The sequence below is a fragment of the Klebsiella sp. D-Nf1 genome (genome assembly GCF_002810515.1).
In the GTDB taxonomy this organism is placed as follows: Bacteria; Pseudomonadota; Gammaproteobacteria; order Enterobacterales; family Enterobacteriaceae; genus Klebsiella; species Klebsiella variicola.
In genome coordinates this window covers 190,163-212,673 of sequence record NZ_PIOK01000002.1, presented here as the reverse complement: position 1 = coordinate 212,673, position 22,511 = coordinate 190,163, and the positions used below count along the sequence as shown (strand labels likewise).

General features: G+C 57.9%; 21 protein-coding genes. 8 read left to right on the top strand and 13 right to left on the bottom strand.

Annotation, left to right across the window (positions count from 1 at the left end; genetic code table 11):
* Positions 1-54: 54 nt before the first annotated feature.
* From CWM54_RS10995 to exbB, 5 genes are all read right to left on the bottom strand, one after another.
* A complete protein-coding gene (locus tag CWM54_RS10995) occupies positions 55-342 on the bottom strand; it encodes a DUF2623 family protein (protein ID WP_061153311.1) in 288 nt (95 codons plus the stop codon).
* Between the two features lie 77 nt (positions 343-419).
* Entirely contained in the window at positions 420-1,307 is an 888-nt protein-coding gene (gene yghX / locus CWM54_RS10990; protein ID WP_100680686.1) for a YghX family hydrolase, read from the bottom strand.
* Between the two features lie 122 nt (positions 1,308-1,429).
* Positions 1,430-1,924, bottom strand: coding sequence for a TIGR00645 family protein (locus CWM54_RS10985; protein ID WP_008806498.1), 495 nt, complete (start codon positions 1,922-1,924; stop codon positions 1,430-1,432).
* 140 nt (positions 1,925-2,064) lie between these two features.
* Entirely contained in the window at positions 2,065-2,490 is a 426-nt protein-coding gene (exbD, locus tag CWM54_RS10980) for a TonB system transport protein ExbD (protein ID WP_002916785.1), read from the bottom strand.
* 6 nt (positions 2,491-2,496) lie between these two features.
* The gene (gene exbB, locus CWM54_RS10975; protein WP_004174395.1) at positions 2,497-3,228 is read right to left on the bottom strand and encodes a tol-pal system-associated acyl-CoA thioesterase; all 732 of its coding nucleotides are present in this window, start codon (positions 3,226-3,228) and stop codon (positions 2,497-2,499) included.
* Positions 3,229-3,478: 250 nt separating this feature from the next.
* Between exbB and metC the strand changes: the two genes are divergently transcribed.
* Positions 3,479-4,666 (top strand): cystathionine beta-lyase, encoded by a 1,188-nt coding sequence (gene metC / locus CWM54_RS10965; RefSeq protein ID WP_100697075.1) that lies wholly within the window; start codon positions 3,479-3,481, stop codon positions 4,664-4,666.
* A 131-nt stretch (positions 4,667-4,797) separates the two neighbouring features.
* Positions 4,798-5,457 carry a DedA family general envelope maintenance protein YghB gene (gene yghB / locus CWM54_RS10960; protein ID WP_061153306.1) on the top strand — a complete coding sequence of 220 codons (660 nt, stop codon included), beginning with the start codon at positions 4,798-4,800 and terminating at the stop codon, positions 5,455-5,457.
* Between the two features lie 48 nt (positions 5,458-5,505).
* Here yghB and CWM54_RS10955 read toward each other — a convergent pair whose 3' ends face one another.
* Positions 5,506-6,405 (bottom strand): AraC family transcriptional regulator, encoded by a 900-nt coding sequence (locus tag CWM54_RS10955; protein WP_061153305.1) that lies wholly within the window; start codon positions 6,403-6,405, stop codon positions 5,506-5,508.
* Between the two features lie 196 nt (positions 6,406-6,601).
* Here CWM54_RS10955 and yqhD point away from each other — a divergent pair, with 196 nt between their 5' ends.
* Both yqhD and dkgA read left to right on the top strand, forming a co-directional pair.
* Positions 6,602-7,765, top strand: a complete 1,164-nt coding sequence (gene yqhD, locus CWM54_RS10950; RefSeq protein WP_100697073.1) for an alcohol dehydrogenase — start codon at positions 6,602-6,604, stop codon at positions 7,763-7,765.
* Between the two features lie 145 nt (positions 7,766-7,910).
* The gene (gene dkgA, locus CWM54_RS10945) at positions 7,911-8,738 is read left to right on the top strand and encodes a 2,5-didehydrogluconate reductase DkgA (RefSeq protein WP_061153303.1); all 828 of its coding nucleotides are present in this window, start codon (positions 7,911-7,913) and stop codon (positions 8,736-8,738) included.
* An 86-nt stretch (positions 8,739-8,824) separates the two neighbouring features.
* Here dkgA and CWM54_RS10940 read toward each other — a convergent pair whose 3' ends face one another.
* The 6 genes from CWM54_RS10940 to CWM54_RS10915 form a co-directional block, all read right to left on the bottom strand.
* Positions 8,825-11,098 (bottom strand): YgiQ family radical SAM protein, encoded by a 2,274-nt coding sequence (locus tag CWM54_RS10940; protein ID WP_165785922.1) that lies wholly within the window; start codon positions 11,096-11,098, stop codon positions 8,825-8,827.
* Between the two features lie 33 nt (positions 11,099-11,131).
* Positions 11,132-12,544 (bottom strand): cell division protein FtsP, encoded by a 1,413-nt coding sequence (ftsP, locus tag CWM54_RS10935; protein ID WP_061153301.1) that lies wholly within the window; start codon positions 12,542-12,544, stop codon positions 11,132-11,134.
* Between the two features lie 83 nt (positions 12,545-12,627).
* On the bottom strand, positions 12,628-13,365 hold the full coding sequence (gene plsC / locus CWM54_RS10930) for a 1-acylglycerol-3-phosphate O-acyltransferase (protein WP_061153300.1): 738 nt from the start codon (positions 13,363-13,365) through the stop codon (positions 12,628-12,630).
* A gap of 191 nt (positions 13,366-13,556) precedes the next feature.
* Positions 13,557-15,815 carry a DNA topoisomerase IV subunit A gene (parC, locus tag CWM54_RS10925; RefSeq protein WP_061153299.1) on the bottom strand — a complete coding sequence of 753 codons (2,259 nt, stop codon included), beginning with the start codon at positions 15,813-15,815 and terminating at the stop codon, positions 13,557-13,559.
* Between the two features lie 121 nt (positions 15,816-15,936).
* Positions 15,937-16,806 carry an AraC family transcriptional regulator gene (locus tag CWM54_RS10920; RefSeq protein WP_100680681.1) on the bottom strand — a complete coding sequence of 290 codons (870 nt, stop codon included), beginning with the start codon at positions 16,804-16,806 and terminating at the stop codon, positions 15,937-15,939.
* Positions 16,807-16,883: 77 nt separating this feature from the next.
* Positions 16,884-17,291, bottom strand: a complete 408-nt coding sequence (locus CWM54_RS10915; RefSeq protein WP_008806508.1) for a YgiW/YdeI family stress tolerance OB fold protein — start codon at positions 17,289-17,291, stop codon at positions 16,884-16,886.
* 149 nt (positions 17,292-17,440) lie between these two features.
* Here CWM54_RS10915 and qseB point away from each other — a divergent pair, with 149 nt between their 5' ends.
* The 4 genes from qseB to CWM54_RS10895 all read left to right on the top strand — a co-directional run bounded on the left by qseB (position 17,441) and on the right by CWM54_RS10895 (position 20,530).
* Complete coding sequence (qseB, locus tag CWM54_RS10910; RefSeq protein WP_100680679.1) at positions 17,441-18,100, top strand: quorum sensing response regulator transcription factor QseB; 660 nt, start codon at positions 17,441-17,443, stop codon at positions 18,098-18,100.
* A complete protein-coding gene (qseC, locus tag CWM54_RS10905; protein ID WP_100697069.1) occupies positions 18,097-19,446 on the top strand; it encodes a quorum sensing histidine kinase QseC in 1,350 nt (449 codons plus the stop codon). The genes qseB and qseC overlap by 4 nt, the downstream gene beginning before the upstream one ends.
* Before the next feature lie 106 nt (positions 19,447-19,552).
* Positions 19,553-20,134 (top strand): NAD(P)H-dependent oxidoreductase, encoded by a 582-nt coding sequence (locus CWM54_RS10900; protein WP_008806511.1) that lies wholly within the window; start codon positions 19,553-19,555, stop codon positions 20,132-20,134.
* 81 nt (positions 20,135-20,215) lie between these two features.
* Complete coding sequence (locus tag CWM54_RS10895; protein ID WP_008806512.1) at positions 20,216-20,530, top strand: putative quinol monooxygenase; 315 nt, start codon at positions 20,216-20,218, stop codon at positions 20,528-20,530.
* 72 nt (positions 20,531-20,602) lie between these two features.
* On the opposite strand, the gene parE is transcribed toward CWM54_RS10895, so the two are convergent.
* Positions 20,603-22,498: a DNA topoisomerase IV subunit B gene (gene parE, locus CWM54_RS10890; RefSeq protein WP_061153293.1), complete on the bottom strand. Its 1,896-nt coding sequence runs from the start codon at positions 22,496-22,498 to the stop codon at positions 20,603-20,605.
* Between the last annotated feature and the right edge of the window lie 13 nt (positions 22,499-22,511).

The following is a 22,511-nucleotide window of genomic DNA, read 5'->3' as shown; positions in this document are numbered from 1 at the left end:
CTGACGGGAAAGGGCACACACCACAGGACGGCTCCGCCTGCGAAGCCGTCCTGTTTAGCTTTCCAGCCGATATCCCGCCAGAAAATAGCGCATCGCCATACCCGAATCCCCTTCTTTGAAGAAATCCATCACCATATCTCTGTCAAGGCCATAGCGACGGGTCAGGATCCCCGCCTCCCACGCACTGAGCTGGCGGTCGCCGGTTTTTTCAAACATGCGGTGCGAGTAACCGAGCACAAACCCGCGTTTATAGTCGGCGCAAAAATTCACCGCATGCGCGGCGGTGTCAGCATAGGATGCCTGTAGCCCCGCCATTAAGCCTTTTCCAAAATGATTTTCCATCGCGCCCTCCAATCGCTATATAATAAATTATATAGCGTTTTTTTGAGCGAGCGGTAGCGCTATTTATGTCGTTTGCGCTAGCGTAAATACTTCTCAAACCATGCCAGCGTTCGTTGCCAGGCCAGATCAGCCGCAGCCCGATCGTAGCGCGGCGTGGAATCATTATGAAAGCCGTGATTCACGCCCTGATAGAGATAGGCCTCGTAAACTTTATGGTGTTCCTTCAACGCCTGTTCATAGGCGGGCCAGCCTTCATTAATGCCGCTATCGAGGCCGGCATAGTGCAGCAGCAGCGGCGCTTTAATTTTATCGACCTCCTTCAGCGGCGGCTGGCGGCCGTAAAACGGCACCGCGCAGGCTAGCTCCGGGATCGCCACCGCCGCCGCGTTGCTGATGCCGCCGCCGTAACAAAAACCGGTGATACCGACCTTCCCCGTCGCCTGTGGATGCTTCGCCATAAACGCGACCGCCGCAAAAAAATCATTCATCAGCTTCACGGGATCGACTTTCTGCTGTAGCAAGCGGCCTTCATCATCATTCCCCGGATAGCCGCCGACGGAGCTCAGGCCATCAGGCGCCAGCGCGATATATCCCGCTTTCGCTACCCGCCGGGCTACGTCTTCAATGTAGGGATTCAGGCCTCGGTTCTCATGTACCACCACAACGGCGGGCGCTTTGTCGGCTATTTTCGTCAGCGTCACCAGGTAAGCCCGCACTTCGCCGTGGCCGTCAGGAGAGGGATAATGAATATACTCCGGACGGATATCCGGATCGGTGAACAGTACCTGCTCTGCCAGGGCATAGTCGGGCTTCAGCAGATTAAACAGCGCCAGCGCGGTCATCCCGCCGACAGTATATTTCCCCGCCAGCTGGAGAAACTCGCGTTTGCTGATTTTGCCGTGGGCATAGTAGTCATAATACTCGAGCAGCTGCTGCGGGAAATCTTTGGCCGTTAATCGCGTCATCACCCTGCCTCCGTTGTTAAGCGCCCTTTAAGCAAAGCAGAAGCCCGGACATACGCCAGCGCAGAGAAGCAGAAACGGGGGAGAAAAAAGCCCAGCGGCTAACACCGCCGGGAGAGAAGAGATCAGTGTTTCACTTTGTTCAGACGATCGAGATAGCCCATCACAAAGGCCGAAAGGACGAAGGTCAGGTGGATAATCACGTACCACATCAGCTTGTTGTCCGGCACATTTTTCGCATCCATAAACACCCGCAGCAGGTGGATAGATGAGATCGCCACAATTGACGCCGCGACTTTATTCTTCAGAGAGGTGGCGTCCATTTTACCGAGCCAGCTCAGCTTCTCTTTCCCTTCATTGATATCCAGCTGCGACACGAAATTTTCATAGCCCGAGAACATCACCATCACCAGCAGGCCACCCACCAGGGTCATGTCCACCAGCGACAGCAGCGTCAGGATCAATTCCGACTCGCTGACGCTGAAGATATGCGGCAGAACGTGGACGATCTCCTGAAAAAATTTGATGGTCAGCGCAACCAGCCCCAGCGAAAGGCCAAAATAAACCGGTGCCAGCAGCCAGCGCGAAGTGTACATAGCGTTTTCCAGAAAGCGTTCCATATAATCCTGTTAGTTAACAAAAAGAAGCGACATTATATCTCAGACAGATAACGTGATGGCAACGCCAGGCCAACACGTCGCCGACAAACGGCCATAAAAAAAGGCCGGCGCGTGGCCAGCCTTTCAGAAGCGTCATCGGATTATTTGGCTTTGACGGTCTCTTCGCCCACCAGCCCGATCTTGAGATAGCCCGCCTGATGCAGGGTATCCATCACTTTCATCATCGTCTCGTAATCGACGGTTTTATCCGCGCGGAAGAAGACGGTGGTATCTTTTTTGCCGGCAGTCAGGCTATCCAGAGCGTTAATCATATTCGCTTCGGTCACCGGGTCGTTGCCAAGGAACATACTCTTATCCGCCTTCACCGACAGATAGATAGGTTTTTCCGGTCGCGGTTGCGGCTGGCTGGAAGAGGCCGGCAGATTCACCTTTACGTCAACCGTCGCCAGCGGCGCAGCCACCATAAAGATAATCAGCAGAACCAGCATGACGTCGATAAACGGCGTCACGTTGATCTCATGCATTTCGCCGTTATCGTCCAGATTTTCATTAAGACGCATCGCCATAGCCGATCAACCTACCCGTAATTTCTGCGCGCTGCGCACCGGCTTCACACCGCTGGCGCTGAGGTCCAGGTCGCGACTTTGCAGCAGCAGCACCTGAGCGGCGACGTCGCCGAGCGAGGCCTTGTAGCTGCCGATCATGCGGGCGAAGATGTTATAGATGACTACCGCCGGGATGGCGGCGAACAGGCCGATGGCCGTCGCCAGCAGCGCTTCCGCGATGCCCGGGGCTACCACCGCAAGGTTAGTGGTCTGCGTCTGGGCGATACCGATAAAGCTGTTCATGATGCCCCAGACGGTGCCAAACAGCCCCACGAACGGCGAAATGGCGCCGATGGTGGCCAGATAACCGTTGCCGCGCCCCATATGACGACCGACGGCCGCGACGCGACGCTCAAGGCGGAAACCGGTTCGTTCCTTGATGCCTTCGTTGTCTTCTGCACCGGCGGAGAGTTCAAGTTCGTTCTGCGCTTCATTGATAAGCTGGGTGGTCAGGCTTTTCGCTTCAAAGGCGCTGGCGATATCGCTGGCCTGATCGAGAGAGCGGGCTTCTGCCAGCTGCTGCTGTTCACGTTTGAGGCGACGCTTGCTGGCGAGGATTTCCGCCCCCTTGCCGAAAAAGATGGCCCAGGTGACGACCGACGCCAGAATCAGGCCAATCATCACCACCTTAACGACAATATCGGCATGATGATACATACCCCAAACGGATAGATCCGCCTGCATCAAATTATTACCCACGCTCTATCTCCACGACGATAATCACAAAATCTGCCCACAATAATATCAAAACGACATCGAATTGATAGTGGTTCTCATTAGTATTTACACTGTGCAGCAAATCACGTTTATTTTCCTTGCGCTCACGCAGTAAAAAAGCGGCTTACCGCGGGCCTGGTAAAATTTTCGCCTGTATCGGCGCCGCGCTGGTACAGAAAAGAAGATTCATGCTAGTTTAGACGTCCAGACGTATAAAAACAGGTTCATCAACATGGCTGATAAACATCTTGATACCGCGCTGGTCAACGCCGGGCGGAGCAAAAAATATACCCAGGGCTCAGTGAACAGCGTGATCCAGCGCGCTTCATCGCTGGTTTTCGACACCGTAGAAGCCAAAAAACATGCCACCCGCAACCGGGCCAACGGCGAGCTGTTCTACGGACGCCGCGGCACCCTGACTCACTTCTCGCTGCAGGAAGCGATGTGCGAGCTGGAAGGCGGCGCCGGCTGCGCCCTCTTCCCCTGCGGCGCGGCCGCGGTGGCCAACACCATCCTGGCGTTTGTCGAGCAGGGCGACCATGTGCTGATGACCAATACCGCCTATGAGCCAAGCCAGGATTTTTGTACCAAAATTCTCGCTAAACTCGGCGTCACCACCAGCTGGTTCGATCCACTCATCGGCGCCGATATTGCCCATCTTATTCGGCCGGAGACCCGCGTGGTGTTCCTTGAATCGCCCGGCTCCATCACCATGGAAGTGCATGATGTGCCTGCGATTGTCGCCGCCGTGCGTCAGGTTGCCCCGGAAGCGATTATCATGATCGATAACACCTGGGCGGCGGGGATCCTGTTTAAAGCGCTGGATTTTGGCATCGACATTTCCATTCAGGCAGCCACCAAATACCTGATCGGCCACTCAGACGGCATGGTCGGCACCGCGGTGGCGAATGCGCGCTGCTGGGCGCAGCTGCGTGAGAATGCCTACCTGATGGGGCAAATGCTGGACGCCGATACCGCCTATATGACCAGCCGCGGTCTGCGCACCCTGGGCGTGCGCCTGCGTCAGCACCATGAAAGCAGCCTGCGCATCGCTGAGTGGCTGGCGCAACATCCGCAGGTGGCGCGGGTAAACCACCCCGCCCTGCCCGGCAGTAAAGGCCATGAATTCTGGAAGCGCGACTTCACCGGCAGCAGCGGTCTGTTCTCGTTTGTGCTCAACAAACGTCTTAGCGACGCCGAGCTGGCCGAGTACCTCGACAATTTCAGCCTGTTCAGCATGGCCTACTCGTGGGGCGGCTTTGAATCGCTCATTCTGGCCAATCAGCCGGAGCAAATCGCCCATATTCGGCCGGAGGCTGAAGTGGATTTCAGCGGCACGCTGATCCGCCTGCACATTGGTCTCGAAAATGTTGACGATCTGCAGGCGGATTTAGCAGCGGGCTTCGCGCGTATCGTGTAAAGTGACAGTCAGTGGCAACAATGGCGGACGTTTTTTATCGAAGCGGCCGCTTTTGTTGCGCCCGGGATCAAGGTGCTCGGGTCTCTTCAGGAGTACACTAGTCAACAATACGGTACCACTTAGGAAAGTCCATGGTTGTCATTCAAGAGATTGTCGCCGCGCTGTGGCAACATGATTTTGCCGCATTGGCGAACCCTCACGTTGTGGGCGTTGTATATCTGGTTATGTTCGCCACCCTGTTTCTGGAAAACGGGCTGCTGCCCGCGTCCTTTTTACCGGGAGACAGCCTGCTGCTGCTCGCCGGCGCGCTGATTGCTAAAGGCGTCATGGACTTTGTGCCCACTATCGCCATTCTGACCGCCGCCGCCAGCCTCGGCTGCTGGCTGAGCTATGTGCAGGGGCGCTGGCTGGGTAATACGCAAACGGTGAAAGGCTGGCTGGCGCATCTGCCGCATAAGTACCATCAGCGCGCCACCTGTATGTTTGATCGCCACGGTCTGCTGGCGCTGCTCGCTGGCCGCTTTCTGGCGTTTGTCCGCACTCTGCTGCCAACCATGGCGGGGATTTCCGGCCTGCCGAACCGCCGCTTTCAGTTCTTCAACTGGCTGAGCGCCCTGCTGTGGGTCGGCGTGGTCACCGGTCTTGGCTATGCGCTGAGCATGATCCCGTTTGTGAAGCGCCATGAAGATCAGGTGATGACCTGCCTGATGATCCTGCCGATTGTCCTGCTGCTCGCGGGCCTGCTCGGCACACTGTTCGTGGTTATCAAAAAGAAATACTGCAGCGCCTGACGGCCACCTGCCGGGGGGCCTGCGCCCGCCCGGCCTGCCCTCTCGATATTACACGCCCTGCATCGTGCGAATACGTGCAGCATCTTCCCCGGGCGTCATACCGAAGTAGCGCTTAAACTCACGGCTGAACTGCGAAGGGCTTTCATACCCCACCCGCATCGCCGCCGCGCTGGCCTTCATGCCGTCATGGATCATCAGCATGCGCGCCTTGTGCAAACGGTAGGTTTTCAGATACTGCAGCGGTGAGGTACTGGTCACTGATTTAAAATTATGGTGAAACGCTGACACGCTCATATTCGCTTCCGCCGCCAGCTGATCGACGCTCAGGTTTTCAGTGTACTGGCTCTCAATATGTTTCAGCACGCGGCTTATCAGACTGAAGTGGGTCTGCCGGCTGACCAGCGCCAGCAGTGCGCCGCCGCAGGGGCCCGTCAGCACATAGTAGAGGATTTCGCGGATAATCTGCTTGCCAAGAATACGGGCATCCAGCGGCCGATCCATAACGTCGAGCAGCCGTTCGGCAGCGCACAAAATATCTTCTGAAAGCACCGCCGAATTTATCCCGCTGGAGGCGACGGCGGGCTGAAACAGCGGATCCTCACCAATATCCATCAGGAGTTCCTGCAGCTGCAGGATATCGACGTTCAGACGCATCCCGGCGAGGGGCACCTCGGGGGTCGCAAAGGTTTCGCACTCGAAGGGCAGCGGCACGGTCAGCAGCAGATATTCATTTGTGTCGTAGCGAAATGTCCGTTCATTGATATAACCAATTTTATGGCCGGAAAAGAGAAAAACGATCCCCGGCAGGTACATCACCGGCGTCCGGGTACCCGGCTGCGTCCCATACAGCAGGCGGACGTCAGGCAGCAGCGAACTTAACAGTTCGTGCTTATCTTTCAGATGGTTAACCTTCTCTGTCAATATCTGACATATCTGTGCGTGTTGCATTGCCACCGTCCCTCCCGATGTTTCTTCACCCGTACATTGTGCGCAGGCTGGCGAGAATTCTCCAGCCACATGGAGAAATAGGCAAGACATCGGCAGAAATGTGCATTGAGGGTCAACGGCGCCAGGACCACAATAACCGTCATCTGGCAGCGGTATCGTCCCTGTCGGCGGTTTTACTCTTTTGAGGACACTAGCAATGAATAATTTTGACCTGCATACCCCAACCCGCATTCTGTTTGGTAAAGGCGCGATTGAAAAGTTGCGTGAACAGATCCCGGCGGAGGCTCGCGTACTGATCACCTACGGCGGCGGCAGCGTGAAAAAAACGGGCGTCCTGGATCAGGTACTCACCGCCCTGAATGGCCTGGATGTCCTTGAATTTGGCGGCATCGAGCCGAACCCGTCTTACGAAACCCTGATGAACGCCGTGAAGCTCGCCCGTGAAGAGAAGGTCACTTTCCTGCTGGCGGTCGGCGGCGGTTCAGTCCTGGATGGCACCAAGTTCATCGCCGCGGCGGCCCATTACGACGTCGCTATCGATCCGTGGGAAATTCTGGAAACTTATGGCAATAAGATCGCCAGCGCCATTCCAATGGGTTCGGTTCTGACTCTTCCGGCGACCGGTTCTGAATCAAACAAAGGGGCGGTCATTTCGCGGAAAACCACCGGCGACAAACGCGCGTTTATGTCTTCGCACGTTCAGCCGCAGTTCGCGATCCTCGATCCGGTTTACACTTATACTCTGCCGCCGCGCCAGGTCGCCAACGGCGTGGTTGACGCCTTCGTCCATACCGTTGAACAGTACGTCACCTACCCGGTTGACGGCAAAATTCAGGACCGTTTCGCCGAAGGCATTCTGCTGACGCTGGTGGAAGATGGCCCCAAAGCGCTGCAGGAGCCAGAGAACTACGATGTGCGCGCCAATATTATGTGGGCGGCGACGCAGGCGCTGAACGGTCTTATCGGCGCAGGCGTGCCGCAGGACTGGGCGACGCATATGCTCGGCCACGAACTGACGGCGATGCACGGCCTGGATCACGCCCAGACGCTGGCTATCGTTCTGCCGGCGCTGTGGAATGAGAAGCGCGACAGCAAACGTGCGAAACTGCTGCAGTATGCCGAGCGCGTGTGGAATATCACCGAGGGTTCCGACGACCAACGTATTGATGCCGCCATCGCCGCGACGCGCCAGTTCTTCGAGCAGATGGGTGTGCCGACCCGTCTCTCCGATTACGGTCTCGACGGTAGCTCCATCCCGGCGCTGCTGGCGAAACTGGAAGAGCACGGCATGACCAAACTGGGCGAACATCAGGATATCACGCTGGACGTCAGCCGCCGTATTTACGAGGCAGCCCGCTAATTTATCCCCGCCTGATTCACCTCTCCTTACGTTAAACAAACGTCGGGGAGAGGTGTTTTTACTACCGTTTTTAGCTATTTCGTCCAGACTTAATGCTACCCCTCGGCGGATTCTGCCTCGCCGAGTTCATTAACAGGAGGAAGGCATGACACATCCAACCGTTATAAAACTACACGACGGCAACCTGATGCCGCAGCTGGGTCTCGGCGTGTGGAAAGCTGGCAACGAGGAAGTCGTCTCTGCCATTCATAAGGCGCTGGAAGTCGGTTATCGCTCTTTTGACACCGCCGCCGCGTACCAAAATGAGGCTGGCGTCGGCAACGCGCTGCACAGCGCAGGCGTCAATCGCGATGAGCTCTTTATCACCACCAAACTGTGGAACGACGATCAAAAACGGCCGCACGAGGCGCTGAAAGAGAGTCTCAGCAAGCTGAAGCTGGACTATGTGGATCTCTATTTAATCCACTGGCCTGTGCCGGCGATCGGCCATTACGTCGAGGCCTGGCAGGCGCTGATCGAACTGCAACAGCAGGGGCTGGCAAAAAGTATCGGCGTGTGTAATTTCCAGGTCCCGCATCTGCAGAAGCTGATTGATGAAACTGGCGTCGCCCCGGCGATCAACCAGATTGAGCTCCATCCGCTGCTGCAGCAGCGTCAGCTGCACGCCTGGAACGCCACCCACAAGATCCAGACCGAATCCTGGAGCCCGCTGGCCCAGGGCGGTAAAGGGGTTTTCGATCAGAAAGTCATCCACCAGCTCGCCGATAAATACGGCAAAACGCCGGCGCAGATCGTCATCCGCTGGCATCTTGATAGCGGTCTGGTGGTGATCCCGAAATCAGTGACGCCGTCGCGTATCGCCGAGAACTTTAACGTCTGGGATTTCCGTCTCGACAAAGACGAACTCAGCGAAATCGCCAAGCTGGACCAGGGCAAGCGTTTAGGGCCCGATCCGGATCAGTTTGGCGGCTAACATGTAAAAAAGCCGGATAGCGCTGACGCCTGTCCGGCTCTCCAACCGGCCCGGTCAGCAAAACGCTACCGGGCACAACGTCAGGCTTAACGCCCGGCGACTTTACCGCGTTTGACGGGCTTTTTCGCCGTCGCTTCACCGTTAGAACGCTGATGCACAATTGGCGTGTGCTTGGTCAGTGCCGGGCGAGTATGGCGGTTCTGGCGACGCGCTTCGCGCATCTCATCCAGCGTCGGGGCTGGCACCAGGCAGTCGCGACGTGAGCCAATCAGGTGCTTCTTGCCCATCGACTCCAGCGCCTGACGGATCAGCGGCCAGTTTGCCGGATCGTGATAGCGCAGCAGCGCTTTATGCAGACGGCGCTGTTTCTCGCCCTTCGGCACCACCACCTCTTCGCTCTTATAGCCAATCTTACCCAGCGGGTTCTTGCCGGTGTAATACATGGTGGTCGAGTTCGCCAGCGGCGACGGATAGAAGTTCTGCACCTGGTCAAGACGGAATCGATGTTTCTTCAGCCACAGCGCCAGGTTCACCATATCTTCATCGCGCGTTCCCGGGTGGGCGGAGATAAAGTACGGGATCAGATACTGTTCTTTACCCGCCTGCTTCGAATAGGTATCAAACAGCTCTTTAAAGCGGTCGTAGCTGCCCATCCCCGGCTTCATCATCTTCGACAGCGGCCCCTCTTCGGTATGCTCCGGAGCGATCTTCAGATAGCCACCGACATGGTGGGTTGCCAGCTCTTTGATATAGCGCGGATCTTCTACCGCGATGTCATAGCGTACGCCGGAGGCAATGAGGATCTTCTTGATGCCCTTCAGCTCACGGGCGCGGCGATAAAGATTGATCGTCGGCTCATGGTTGGTATCCATGTGCGGACAGATATCCGGGTAGACGCAGGAGAGACGGCGGCAGGTCTGCTCGGCGCGTGGCGATTTACAGCGCAGCATATACATGTTGGCCGTTGGCCCGCCGAGATCGGAGATCACCCCGGTAAAGCCGGGCACCGTGTCGCGAATGGCTTCGATTTCATTAATGATCGAATCTTCCGAACGGCTCTGGATAATGCGCCCTTCGTGCTCGGTGATTGAGCAGAACGAACAGCCGCCGAAGCAGCCGCGCATAATGTTGATCGAGAAACGGATCATCTCATACGCCGGGATACGCGCGTCGCCGTAAGCAGGATGCGGCACACGCTTGTAAGGCAGCGCGAAGACGCCGTCCATCTCTTCAGTCGAGAGCGGGATTGCCGGCGGGTTGATCCAGATATAGCGTTCGCCATGCTTTTGCATCAGCGCCCGGGCGCAGCCGGGGTTGGTTTCGTGGTGCAGAATACGCGAAGCGTGAGCATACAGGACCTTATCGCCTTTCACCTTCTCGAAGGAAGGCAGCAGCACATAGGTCTTTTCCCACGGTTTGGGCCGCGGCGGCTGCACGGTGATGCTTTTGGCTTCCTGCTTTTTCGGCGCAACCGGCTTGTTATCGGCACACGGCAGATCCTCACCATACGGATGCGGGATCGGGTCGATTTTCCCCGGGGTATCCAGGCGGGTGGAATCGACGCCGCTCCAGCCCGGCAGCGCCTCTTTCACCATGATGGCGGTATTGCGCACATCGCGGATCTGGTCGATGGATTCGCCCATCGCCAGGCGATGCGCGACTTCCACCAACGGGCGCTCGCCGTTACCGAACATCAGCATATCGGCCTTGGAGTCCACCAGCACCGAGCGGCGCACGGTATCGGACCAGTAATCATAATGCGCGGTACGGCGCAGGCTGGCCTCGATGCCGCCGAGGATCACCGGCACGTCTTTCCACGCCTCTTTACAGCGCTGGGTGTAGACCAGGGTGGCGCGGTCCGGACGCTTGCCCGCCACGTTGCCAGCGGTGTAAGCATCGTCATGGCGCAGCTTACGGTCGGCAGTGTAGCGGTTGATCATCGAGTCCATATTGCCCGCCGTCACGCCGAAGAACAGATTCGGCTTACCCAGGCGCATAAAGTCTTCTTTGCTGTTCCAGTCCGGCTGGGAAATGATCCCTACCCGGAAACCCTGCGCTTCCAGCATACGGCCGCAGATGGCCATCCCGAAGCTCGGGTGGTCGACGTAGGCGTCGCCGGTCACCAGAATAATGTCGCAGCTATCCCAGCCAAGTTGGTCCATCTCTTCACGCGACATCGGTAAAAATGGCGCAGGGCCAAAACAGGCAGCCCAGTATTGCGGCCAGGAAAAAAGGTCACGATCCGGTTGGATCAGGGATATTGCGCTCATATTGCTTCCGGGGGAAATGATAAAAAAATAACCAAAAGGGCGTGGATTATAAGCCGGAATGATAGTGGAAATGAAGGAGGATTTTCTCAAACCCTGACCGTGTTCCGGCCAGGGTTGCGAAGATTACGGCGCCGGATTCACCAGCATCTGGCCAATCGAGCCGCGGTCGGCAAGCTCCAGCGTCTGGCTCAGATACTGGAACGGGAAGTGCGACCACGATGGCTGGGCGTAGTAGACCAGCAGTTCAACCTGCCCGTCGACCCACACGGTGTCCTTCCAGCCACGGTCTTCCGGGAAGGGCGTCGAGCCGTTGACGTTACGGATCTGGAACATCACCCCTTCAATATGGAACGACTGCGGGCGGTCGGCACGCACCGTCCAGCGCTCCCAGGTCCCCTGTTGCGCCGTGATATCGATACGCTGCGGATCCCACAGCTGGCCGTTGATACCCGGATCGTCGCCGAGGGTGATATCCCGGCTGCGGATCGGCGTGCCGGAGAGCAGTTCGGTCGGCAGCAGGCGCACCGGCAGGCTGTCGGTGACCAGCGGCAGCAGCCCGGTCGGCCGCAAGGTCAGCACCAGCGTGGAGACCAGGATACTTGACGGTTCAAAAAAGCCGCGGATGCGGTCGACAATGCTGGCCGCTTCGCCGCAGGTAATGGACACTTCATCGCCGTTGGTCATATCGATCAGAATTTCACGCCGTTCCCCCGGCCCCAGCGACAGCTGTTTGAGCGAGACAGGCGCCGGCAGGAACCCCTGGTCGCCGGAAATCACATGCAGCAGTCGGCCATCGCTCATCTGCAGCTGATAGCGCCGCGAGTTGGAGGCGTTCAGCAGGCGCAGGCGCACCCAACCGCGCGACACTTCGACATACGGGCTCTGCACGCCGTTAACCAGCAGCGTATCGCCAACGAAGCCGCCGCTCCCCGGTTCGCTATATTCCGGCGTGCCGAAGTTATCCAGCCGCTTGTCCTGAATAATCACCGGGAAGTCATCAACGCCGTAGTGGTTAGGGATTGGCAGGTTCTTGCTGACCTCATCTTCCACCAGCCACATGCCGGCCAGGCCGTTGTATACCTGCTTCGCCATCCGGTTCGGCGTGTTGGCCTGATACCACAAGGTGGCAGCGCTCTGGCGGATAGGCAGCACCGGCGCCCAGTCGGCGTTCGGCGACATCATGCGCGCCGCGCCACCGATCAGCGGGCCAGGCACCTGCAGGCCGCGGATGGTCATCGCGACATTCTCAGTCAGACGGTTGCTGTAGATAAGCTTGACGTCGTCCCCGCTCCAGACGCGGATCGTCGGCCCCATGTAGCGGCCATTGATCCCCCAGACGGGGGCGCGAGTGCCTGGCGTAAACGACCAGTGCGAACGCTGCAGCGTCAGAAACAGCGGCTGACCGCGACGCGATTCCAGCAGCGGCGGAACCGGCAGCGCGAGCTGCTGGCCGGCGGCATGGGCTTTCAGCGGCGCGGCGCCAGCGCACAGCGCTACGCCGGAAGCCTTAATAAACTGACGCCGACTGAGTGACATATTAACTCCATGACATACTGACAAATGAAAAAGGGAATTCGTTTCCCGCCAGCAATACGCGCGCGTTGGCGGCGTTTCCTGTCTTATGACTTTTTAGCCGCTTCGCGCTCGGCCACTTCGTTGTCCAGCTCAGCAATTTTGGCGGCCATCAGCTCGCGGCAATGCGTCGCCAGCGCGCGCACGTTGTCTTTACCGAACTGACTGGTATCCACCGGCGGCAGCATCTCAACAATCACCAGACCGTTGTTCCAGCGATTGAGCTTAATTTTGTTCGATGTGTTGGACACGCACACCGGAATAATCGGCACTCCAGCGGCAATCGCTGCGTGGAAGGCACCGGTTTTAAAAGGCAGCAGGCCGCGGCCGCGGCTACGGGTTCCTTCCGGGAACATCCAGAACGAAATTTTACGCTTTTTAAACGCATTCACCACTTCAGCAATGGTGCCATGCGCTTTGGTTCGGTTATTACGGTCAATCAGCAGGTTGCCCGTCAGCCAGTAGAGCAGGCCAAAGAACGGGATCCACAGCAGGCTTTTTTTACCCACGGTGACCGTCGGCGGCTGCACGATGTTCGACGCCGTCACCATATCATAGTTGTTCTGGTGGTTAGCGATGTAGATCGCGTTGCCATAGCTTTCCGCATCGGCAGGTTTACGCAGTTCTACCTTCAGGCCAAATACCGGAGATAAGCGGCCAAACAGATGGCCGAAAGTGGCGACATGTTTTGGATTACGCGGGCTGAACAAGCAGTACAAACAGCCAAGTATGCACACTACGATGCAATAAATGACCACAAAAATTACTCGAAAAATTAATAGCATAGCTACCTCTAAAACCCAAATCGCTTAGAATTATTCGCTGCTGACAGAAGGCAGGCTCATCAGTTCTGCGCAGGCCGGGACCGTTCTTCCTGGGTCCCTGGTGATGGACATTGTTAATCGCAACGTCTGAATAAACAACGATTTTGCGGCATTTTTTCGCCTCCTCCCGTCAACGACGGGAGGAGTGGCGTTTACTCTTCGCTATCGCCTGCCGCGGCGCGGCGCGGCGAGTCGATTTCGACACGGTCAATCTTCTGCAGTCCGCGCATCAGCGAACCGCGACGGCCACGCTCGCCGGTGACTTTTTGCAGCTCTTCCGGACGCAGTTTGATCTTCCGTTTGCCAACATGGATGGTGAGCGTGCTCTGCGGAGCCAGGATAAACAGATGCGCCAGGCCATCCTGCCCGGCTGCGGCTTCCGCCGCCGGAATACTGATAATTTTGTTGCCCTTGCCTTTCGACAACTGCGGTAGATCGCTCACCGGGAACATCAGCATCCGCCCGGCGGCGGTGATGGCCAGCAGCATATCGGACTCGTCCTCAATCACCAGCGGCGGCATCACGTGCGCATTGTCAGGCAGGGTGATCAGCGCTTTACCGGCACGGTTGCGCGCCACCAGATCGTTGAAGGTGCAGACAAAACCGTAGCCAGCGTCGGAAGCCATCAGCAGCTTGCGATCATCGCTTTCCATCAGCATATGTTCCACGGTCGCGCCCGGCGGCAGAGTCAACTTACCGGTAAGCGGCTCACCCTGGCCACGCGCGGAAGGCAGGGTAATCGGATCGATGGCATAGCTGCGCCCGGTGGTATCGATAAACACCACCGGCTGGTTGCTCTTGCCTTTCGCCGAGGCCTTCCAGCTGTCGCCCGCTTTATAGCTCAAGCCCTGGGCGTCAATGTCGTGCCCTTTGGCGCTCCGCACCCAGCCCATCTGCGACAGGACGATAGTCACTGGCTCAGACGGCTGCATATCATGCTCGCTCATCGCTTTCGCTTCTTCACGTTCGTGAAGCGGCGAGCGGCGATCGTCGCCGAAAGCATCGGCATCAGCCTGCAGCTCTTTTTTCAGCAGGTTGTTCATCTTACGTTCAGAAGCCAGAATCGCCTGCAGCTGGTCGCGCTCTTTTTCCAGCTCGTCCTGCTCGCCGCGGATCTTCATCTCTTCCAGTTTGGCGAGGTGGCGCAGTTTTAATTCCAGAATCGCTTCCGCCTGGGTTTCGCTGATGCCAAAGCGCGACATCAGGGCTGGCTTCGGTTCATCTTCGGTGCGGATGATCTCGATTACTTCATCGATATTGAGAAACGCCACCAGCAAACCTTCGAGGATATGCAGGCGCTTAAGCACTTTCTCTAACCGATGGTTCAGACGGCGACGCACGGTATCGCGACGGAACACCAGCCATTCGCTGAGGATCTCCAGCAGGTTTTTCACCGCCGGGCGTCCGTCGAGGCCGATCATATTGAGGTTGATGCGGTAGCTTTTTTCCAGATCGGTAGTGGCAAACAGGTGGTTCATCACCTGTTCCATATCCACCCGGTTGGAGCGCGGGACGATCACCAGACGAGTCGGATTTTCGTGGTCCGATTCGTCGCGCAGGTCGTCGACCATCGGCAGCTTTTTATTGCGCATCTGCGCCGCAATCTGCTCCAGCACTTTGGCGCCGGAGACCTGGTGCGGCAGCGCGCTAATCACCACCGCGCCGTCCTCTTTGCTCCACACTGCGCGCATGCGCACTGAGCCGCGTCCGTTTTGGTAGATTTTGCGAATTTCCGCCCGCGAGGTGATGATCTCCGCCTCGGTCGGGAAATCCGGCCCCTGCACGATATCCAGCAGTTCGTCGAGGGTCGTTTTCGGCTGCTCAATCAGCGTAATGGCCGCTTTGGCGACTTCACGCAGGTTGTGCGGCGGAATATCAGTGGCCATGCCCACCGCGATGCCGGTGGTGCCATTAAGCAGGATGTTCGGCAGACGCGCAGGCAGCATTTTCGGCTCCTGCATCGTACCGTCAAAGTTCGGTACCCAATCAACGGTGCCCTGCCCCAGTTCGCTGAGCAGCAGTTCGGCATATTTCGACAGGCGGGACTCGGTGTAACGCATAGCCGCGAAGGATTTCGGATCGTCCGGCGCCCCCCAGTTCCCTTGCCCATCTACCAGCGGGTAGCGGTAAGAGAACGGCTGCGCCATCAGCACCATCGCTTCATAGCAGGCGCTGTCGCCGTGCGGGTGATATTTACCCAACACGTCGCCGACGGTGCGGGCGGACTTTTTGAATTTCGCGCTGGCGTTCAGCCCCAGCTCGGACATCGCATAGACGATGCGACGCTGGACCGGTTTTAAGCCATCGCCAATAAACGGTAATGCCCTGTCCATGATCACGTACATGGAGTAGTTCAGGTAAGCATTTTCCGTAAATTCATGCAGCGCAAGGCGCTCTGCCATATCGCTCATTAATCGTGGATCCTCAATCTGGGTACCGACCGTTCGGACGGCAAAACTACCCGCGATAATACCCGATCTCACGCCCTGAGTCACAGGGCGTGAGATCGGCTGAGGATTCCGTCACGCTTAATCAGGCCAGCGGCAGATAAATATCGGTTTGCAGTTCATGCTCAGCCACCTCATGGACAAAATTGAGGTAACGGAAGTACACCGGATAATCCCGTAACGTCTCGCCTGACGCGGGTAACCAGTCGCGATAGAGAAACCAGACGCTGTTCGCCAGCGTGTCCAGCGAGCCGTGATGGCGCACGACGGCGCAGCGTCCGCCGGGGATTTCGCCGTTAATCACGCCAAAGGCGTTTTCACCGACCGGCCGTTCGACCGTGCCGCAGATATCAAACCGAAATGCCTCCTGCGGGGTGGTCTGCGGATCGTCCCAGGCGATCCCCCAGGTATCGCTGGTGGCGACGGGCGATAATCCGCTCGTCTTACGCCAGGCGATAAAACGCGCGGCGGTAGCGTTGACAAGGTCCGGGCTACCGCGATGCTGCAGTACGGCTACCCGGGTGGTGGGGAACGAAATAATATTGACGTCCATCGACGTTTGCTCCTGTAGCGTATGTTTCGGTACGCGTCGATGCCACTCGGCCCAGTCCGGTTGCTGACGAAATTGGGTCGGGCTTTGGTCAAACGCGGTACGGAAGGCACGACTGAACGACTCCGCATTCTGAAATCCGGCATCAAGGGCAATATCGATGACTTTATCGCGTGGGTTGAACGCCAGGCGCCAACAGGCGCGTCGCAGACGCAACCACTGAATATACCGGTACAATGGAATACCGGTATAAGCGCTAAATTGCCGGTGAAAATGGTAAGGCGAACTGTGCGCTATCGCGCTCAGCACCTCCAGCGACAGCGGCTCATCAAGATGGCGCGCAATGTACCTACAGACACGCTGGAAGCGCCCGGCATACGCCGGGCTGGCCTTAATATCGTTCATCGTCTCCTCCTCGCGACATACTCTGACAGAGCGAGGATAGCGATTCCTGACCGATCTTGCGCTTATCTGACGAAGACTTATGGCGCGATTTTACGGATCTGTTTAACGTCGATTTCTACCGAGTTCCAGTCCTTATCGACTTCCCCCTGAATTTCTACCGTGTCCTGCGGGCCGACGGTCACGCCGTTCCAGCGCTTGTGGTCAATATCGACATTGATCACCCCGGAAGCATCCTGAAACTTATACAGATCGTCAGAAATGCGCTCGGTTATCTTGCCGCGCAGGGTCACCCAGGTATCATCCCGCAGCGATTTGGCATTGGCGACAGTGGTCACCGCGCCGCTCGGGCCGGTGAATCCGCCAGCCTGCGCGGTCGAACTGACCTGCGTGGTCGAAGAAGGACCGGTAAACCCGCCCTGTTCGGCAGCCAGCACCGGCATGGAAACCAGGGCAACGATCGCGGTCATCGCAGCAATTTTCTTCATGATGTGTTCTCCCTTCGTGTTGATATGGCTCCTATTACGCCTGACAAAACTTAACGACTTCTTAAGCGGAAAAAAGAAATTTTAATGCTGTACATCGCCGGCTTCAACGCGGTTTACTGCGCTAAGAAACAGGATCGTCGGAGGGAAACATGCGCATATTATTGGTGGAAGATGACAAGCTGATCGGTGACGGCATCAAAGCCGGCCTAAGCAAAATGGGCTTCAGCATCGACTGGTTTACCGCCGGACTGGAGGGCAAAAACGCCTTATACAGCGCCCCCTACGACGCCGCAATCCTGGATCTCACCCTCCCCGGCATCGATGGCCTCGATATTCTGCGCGAATGGCGGGACAAGGGCCACCATGAGCCGGTGCTGATCCTCACCGCCCGCGATGCGCTCAGCCAGCGAGTGGAGGGGCTACGGCTCGGCGCCGATGACTACCTGTGCAAACCTTTCGCCCTGATTGAAGTGGCGGCGCGTCTTGAAGCGTTGATCCGTCGCGCGCACGGCCAGAGCAGCAGCGAGCTGCGCCACGGCAAGGTGAGCCTCGACCCGAGCCGCTTAACCGCCAGCCTCGACGGCGAGAGCCTGGTATTAAAGCCGAAAGAGTTCGCCCTGCTGGAACTGCTGCTGCGTAACGCCGGTCGCGTGTTGCCGCGCAAGCTTATCGAAGAAAAGCTCTACACCTGGGACGACGAGGTCTCCAGCAACGCCGTGGAAGTTCATGTCCATCATCTGCGCCGCAAACTCGGCAGCGGGTTTATCCGCACCGTCCACGGCATCGGCTATACCCTGGGTGACGCATGAAACGACTTGCCCGCCTGAGCCTGCGCGTCCGTCTGACGCTGCTGTTTGCTGTGCTGACCGCGGCCGCCTGGGGCGTCGCCAGCGTGATCGCCTGGCAGCAAACCAGCAAAAAGCTGGATAAGCTGTTCGATACCCAGCAGCTGCTGTTCGCCCGCCGCCTGAGCGCCATGCATTTCGATGAACTCCGCGCCCCACCCGCATCGCTCGGTGAAAAGAAAAAGGTGCGGCATGGACACATCGACGACGACGCGCTGGCGTTCGCCATCTTCACCCGCGACGGCACCATGGTGCTCAACGACGGCGAGAACGGGGAGGATATCCAGTGGAGCTCGCAGCGCGAGGGGTTCAGTGATGGCTACCTGCGCGGCGATGATGACGAATGGCGCTTCCTGTGGCTAACCACCGCCGACGGTCGCCATCGCATCGCCGTCGGCCAGGAGTGGGATTATCGGCGTGAAATGGCGATGGATATCGTGACCTCGCAGCTCACCCCGTGGATGATCGCCCTGCCGCTGATGTTCGTGCTGCTTATCGTGCTGTTAAGCCGCGAACTGGCGCCGTTGAAAAAGCTGGCGCGCACGCTGCGCCTGCGCGCGCCGGATTCAGCGGAATCGCTCAGCGTGGAGAAGATCCCCTCCGAAGTCCGCCCGCTGGTCGAGGCCCTGAATCAGCTGTTCCAGCGCACCCACGACGCCATGCTGCGCGAACGTCGATTTACCTCTGACGCCGCCCATGAGCTGCGCAGCCCGCTGGCGGCGCTGAAGGTGCAGACCGAAGTCGCCCAGCTCTCTATGGACGATGCAGAAGGACGTGAGAAAGCGCTGGCCCAGCTCCACCAGGGGATCGATCGCGCCACCCGGCTGGTCGATCAGCTGCTGACGCTGTCGCGGCTGGACTCACTCGCCCAACTGGACGACGTGCAACCGGTCGCCATCGACGACCTGCTACAGTCGGCGGTGATGGAGATGTATCACCACGCGCAGCAGTCCGGGATTGAGCTGCGCCTGCATCTTAATGCCGCCGGCATCGCCCGCACCGGCCAGCCGCTGCTGCTCAGCCTGCTGGTGCGCAACCTGTTGGATAACGCCGTACGCTACAGCCCGCGCGGCAGCCAGGTTGATATCACGCTCAACGCCCGCGAGTTTCGGGTGCGTGATAACGGCCCAGGCATTAGCCCGCAGGCACTGGCGCGCATCGGCGAGCGTTTTTATCGCCCGCCGGGGCAGGACGCGCCGGGCAGCGGCCTGGGCCTGTCGATCGTCCGGCGCATCGCCTCTCTGCATTGCATGCAGGTTGATTTCGCCAACGCGCGCGACGGCGGCTTCGAAGCCCGCGTGTACTGGTAGCGAGATTATTGCTCATTTGGCAAAAGACTTTGCACATTCTGCTCATTTTACTGCCCCGCTTCGCGGGGTAAAATCGTCGGCAAATTTTCAAGATTGAGGACAAATGATGAGCAACATCCTGATTATCAATGGCGCAAAAAAGTTCGCACACTCCAATGGCCAGTTGAACGACACCCTGACCGAGGTCGCGGAGAGTTATCTGCGCGACGCCGGGCACGATGTTAAAAGCGTTCGCGCCGAAAGCGAGTACGACGTAAAAGCAGAAGTGCAGAATTTCCTGTGGGCCGATGTGGTGATCTGGCAGATGCCTGGCTGGTGGATGGGCGCGCCGTGGACGGTGAAGAAATATATGGATGACGTCTTTACCGAAGGCCACGGCTCGCTGTACGCCAGCGACGGTCGTACCCGCTCCGACGCCAGCAAAAAATATGGCTCCGGCGGCCTGGTGCAGGGGAAAAAATATATGCTCTCCCTGACCTGGAACGCGCCGATGGAAGCCTTCACCGACGAAGACCAGTTCTTCCACGGCGTTGGCGTTGACGGCGTTTACCTGCCGTTCCATAAAGCCAACCAGTTCCTGGGAATGGAAGCGCTGCCGACCTTTATCGCCAACGACGTGATTAAAATGCCTGATGTCCCACGGTATATCGCAGAATATCGCAAGCATCTGGCGGAAATTTTTGGTTAACTACAGGTCTACGCTCTACATATTTCGAGTTATTCGAACCTGGAGTATGACGAGATACACACAGAAGGAGTTGAGTTAACCATGTTAACAGTGATTGCAGAAATCCGTACCCGCCCGGGCCAGCACCACCGTCAGGCGGTTCTCGATCAGTTCGCGAAAATCATTCCGACCGTTTTGCAGGAGGCCGGCTGCCACGGCTACGCGCCGATGGTAGATCATGCCGCCGGCGTCAGCTTCCAGACCACGGCCCCCGACTCTATCGTCATGGTGGAGCAGTGGGAAAGCGTCGCGCATCTTGAAGCGCACCTGCAGACGCCACACATGAAAGCCTGGTCGGAAGCGGTCAAAGGCGATGTGCTGGAAACCACCATCCGTATCCTGCAACCTGGCGTCTAAGCCCGCCGACGCAGTCGTGAAATGAAAAAGGGAGCCTGAGGCTCCCTTTTACGTCTGGTGAAACGTGCAGACTCAGGCTTCCAGGTCCGCCATATCGCCCTTCTCCTGCAGCCAGTTGCGACGGTCTTCGGAACGCTTCTTGGCCAACAGCATATCCATCATCGCCGTGGTCTGCTGTTCATCCTCATCGCTGATCACCAGTTGCACCAGGCGGCGGGTGTTCGGATCAAGCGTGGTTTCCCGCAACTGCATTGGGTTCATCTCACCCAGACCTTTAAAACGCTGGACGTTTGGTTTGCCCTTCTTGCGCTTCAGCTGCTCCAGCACGCCGGTTTTTTCTTCTTCCGTCAGCGCGTAGTAGACCTCTTTACCAAGGTCGATACGGTACAGCGGCGGCAGCGCGACGTAGACGTGCCCCTCTTTCACCAGAGTACGAAAATGTCTCACAAACAGCGCGCACAGCAGGGTAGCGATATGCAGACCATCGGAGTCCGCATCCGCCAGAATACAAACTTTGCCGTAGCGCAGCTGGCTTAAGTCATCGCTATCCGGATCAATACCAATTGCCACCGAAATGTCGTGCACTTCTTGCGAAGCTAACACTTCATCGGAAGAGACTTCCCAGGTATTCAGGATCTTGCCTTTCAGCGGCATGATCGCCTGATATTCGCGATCGCGCGCCTGTTTCGCCGAGCCTCCCGCCGAGTCCCCTTCGACGAGGAACAGCTCGGTGCGGTTCAGGTCCTGCGCGGTACAATCCGCCAGCTTACCCGGTAATGCCGGACCGCTGGTCAGCTTTTTACGCACCACTTTCTTAGCAGCGCGCAGACGACGCTGGGCGCTGGAGATAGCCATCTCCGCCAGCAGTTCAGCAGCCTGCACGTTCTGGTTCAGCCACAGGCTGAAGGCATCTTTCACCACGCCAGAGACGAACGCCGCGCACTGGCGCGACGACAGACGCTCTTTGGTTTGCCCGGCGAACTGCGGATCCTGCATTTTCACCGACAGAACATAGGCGCAGCGATCCCAGATATCTTCCGCTGACAGCTTCACGCCGCGCGGCAGGATATTACGGTATTCGCAGAACTCCCGCATCGCATCCAGCAGTCCCTGACGCAGACCGTTAACGTGCGTCCCACCCTGCATGGTCGGGATTAGGTTGACGTAGCTTTCGGTCAGCAGCTCGCCGCCTTCCGGCAGCCACAGCAGCGCCCAGTCCACGGCTTCCGTCTCGCCGGAGAAGGTGCCGACGAACGGTTTTTCCGGCAGCAGCGGCAAGCCGTTTACGGCTTCGCACAGGTAGTCGTTAAGGCCATCGGCATAGCACCAGCGCTGCTCGCTGTCGTTGACCTGATCGCGAAACACGATTTCCACGCCGGGGCACAGCACCGCTTTCGCTTTTAGCAGGTGGGTCAAACGCGAAACGGAGAAACGCGGGCTGTCGAAGAAGCTTTCGTCCGGCCAGAAATGGACGCTGGTCCCGGTATTGCGTTTGCCACAGGTACCGGTGACATGCAGATCTTCTACTTTTTCACCGTTTTCAAAGGCGATGCTGTAGACCTGACCGTCGCGACGAACATTCACCTCTACGCGTTTTGACAGGGCGTTGACCACCGAGATCCCGACCCCGTGCAGGCCGCCGGAAAACTGGTAGTTTTTGTTGGAAAACTTCCCGCCCGCGTGCAGTCGGCAGAGGATCAGCTCGACCGCCGGCACCCCTTCTTCCGGATGGATGTCGACCGGCATGCCGCGCCCGTCGTCAATGACTTCCAGGGACTGGTCGGCATGAAGGATAACTTCCACGCGTTTGGCGTGGCCTGCCAGCGCTTCATCCACACTGTTATCAATAACTTCCTGACCAAGATGGTTAGGACGGGTGGTGTCGGTATACATGCCCGGACGGCGGCGCACCGGCTCTAGCCCGGTGAGTACCTCAATGGCATCAGCGTTATATGAAGATTGCGTCATGGTGTGTATTCGT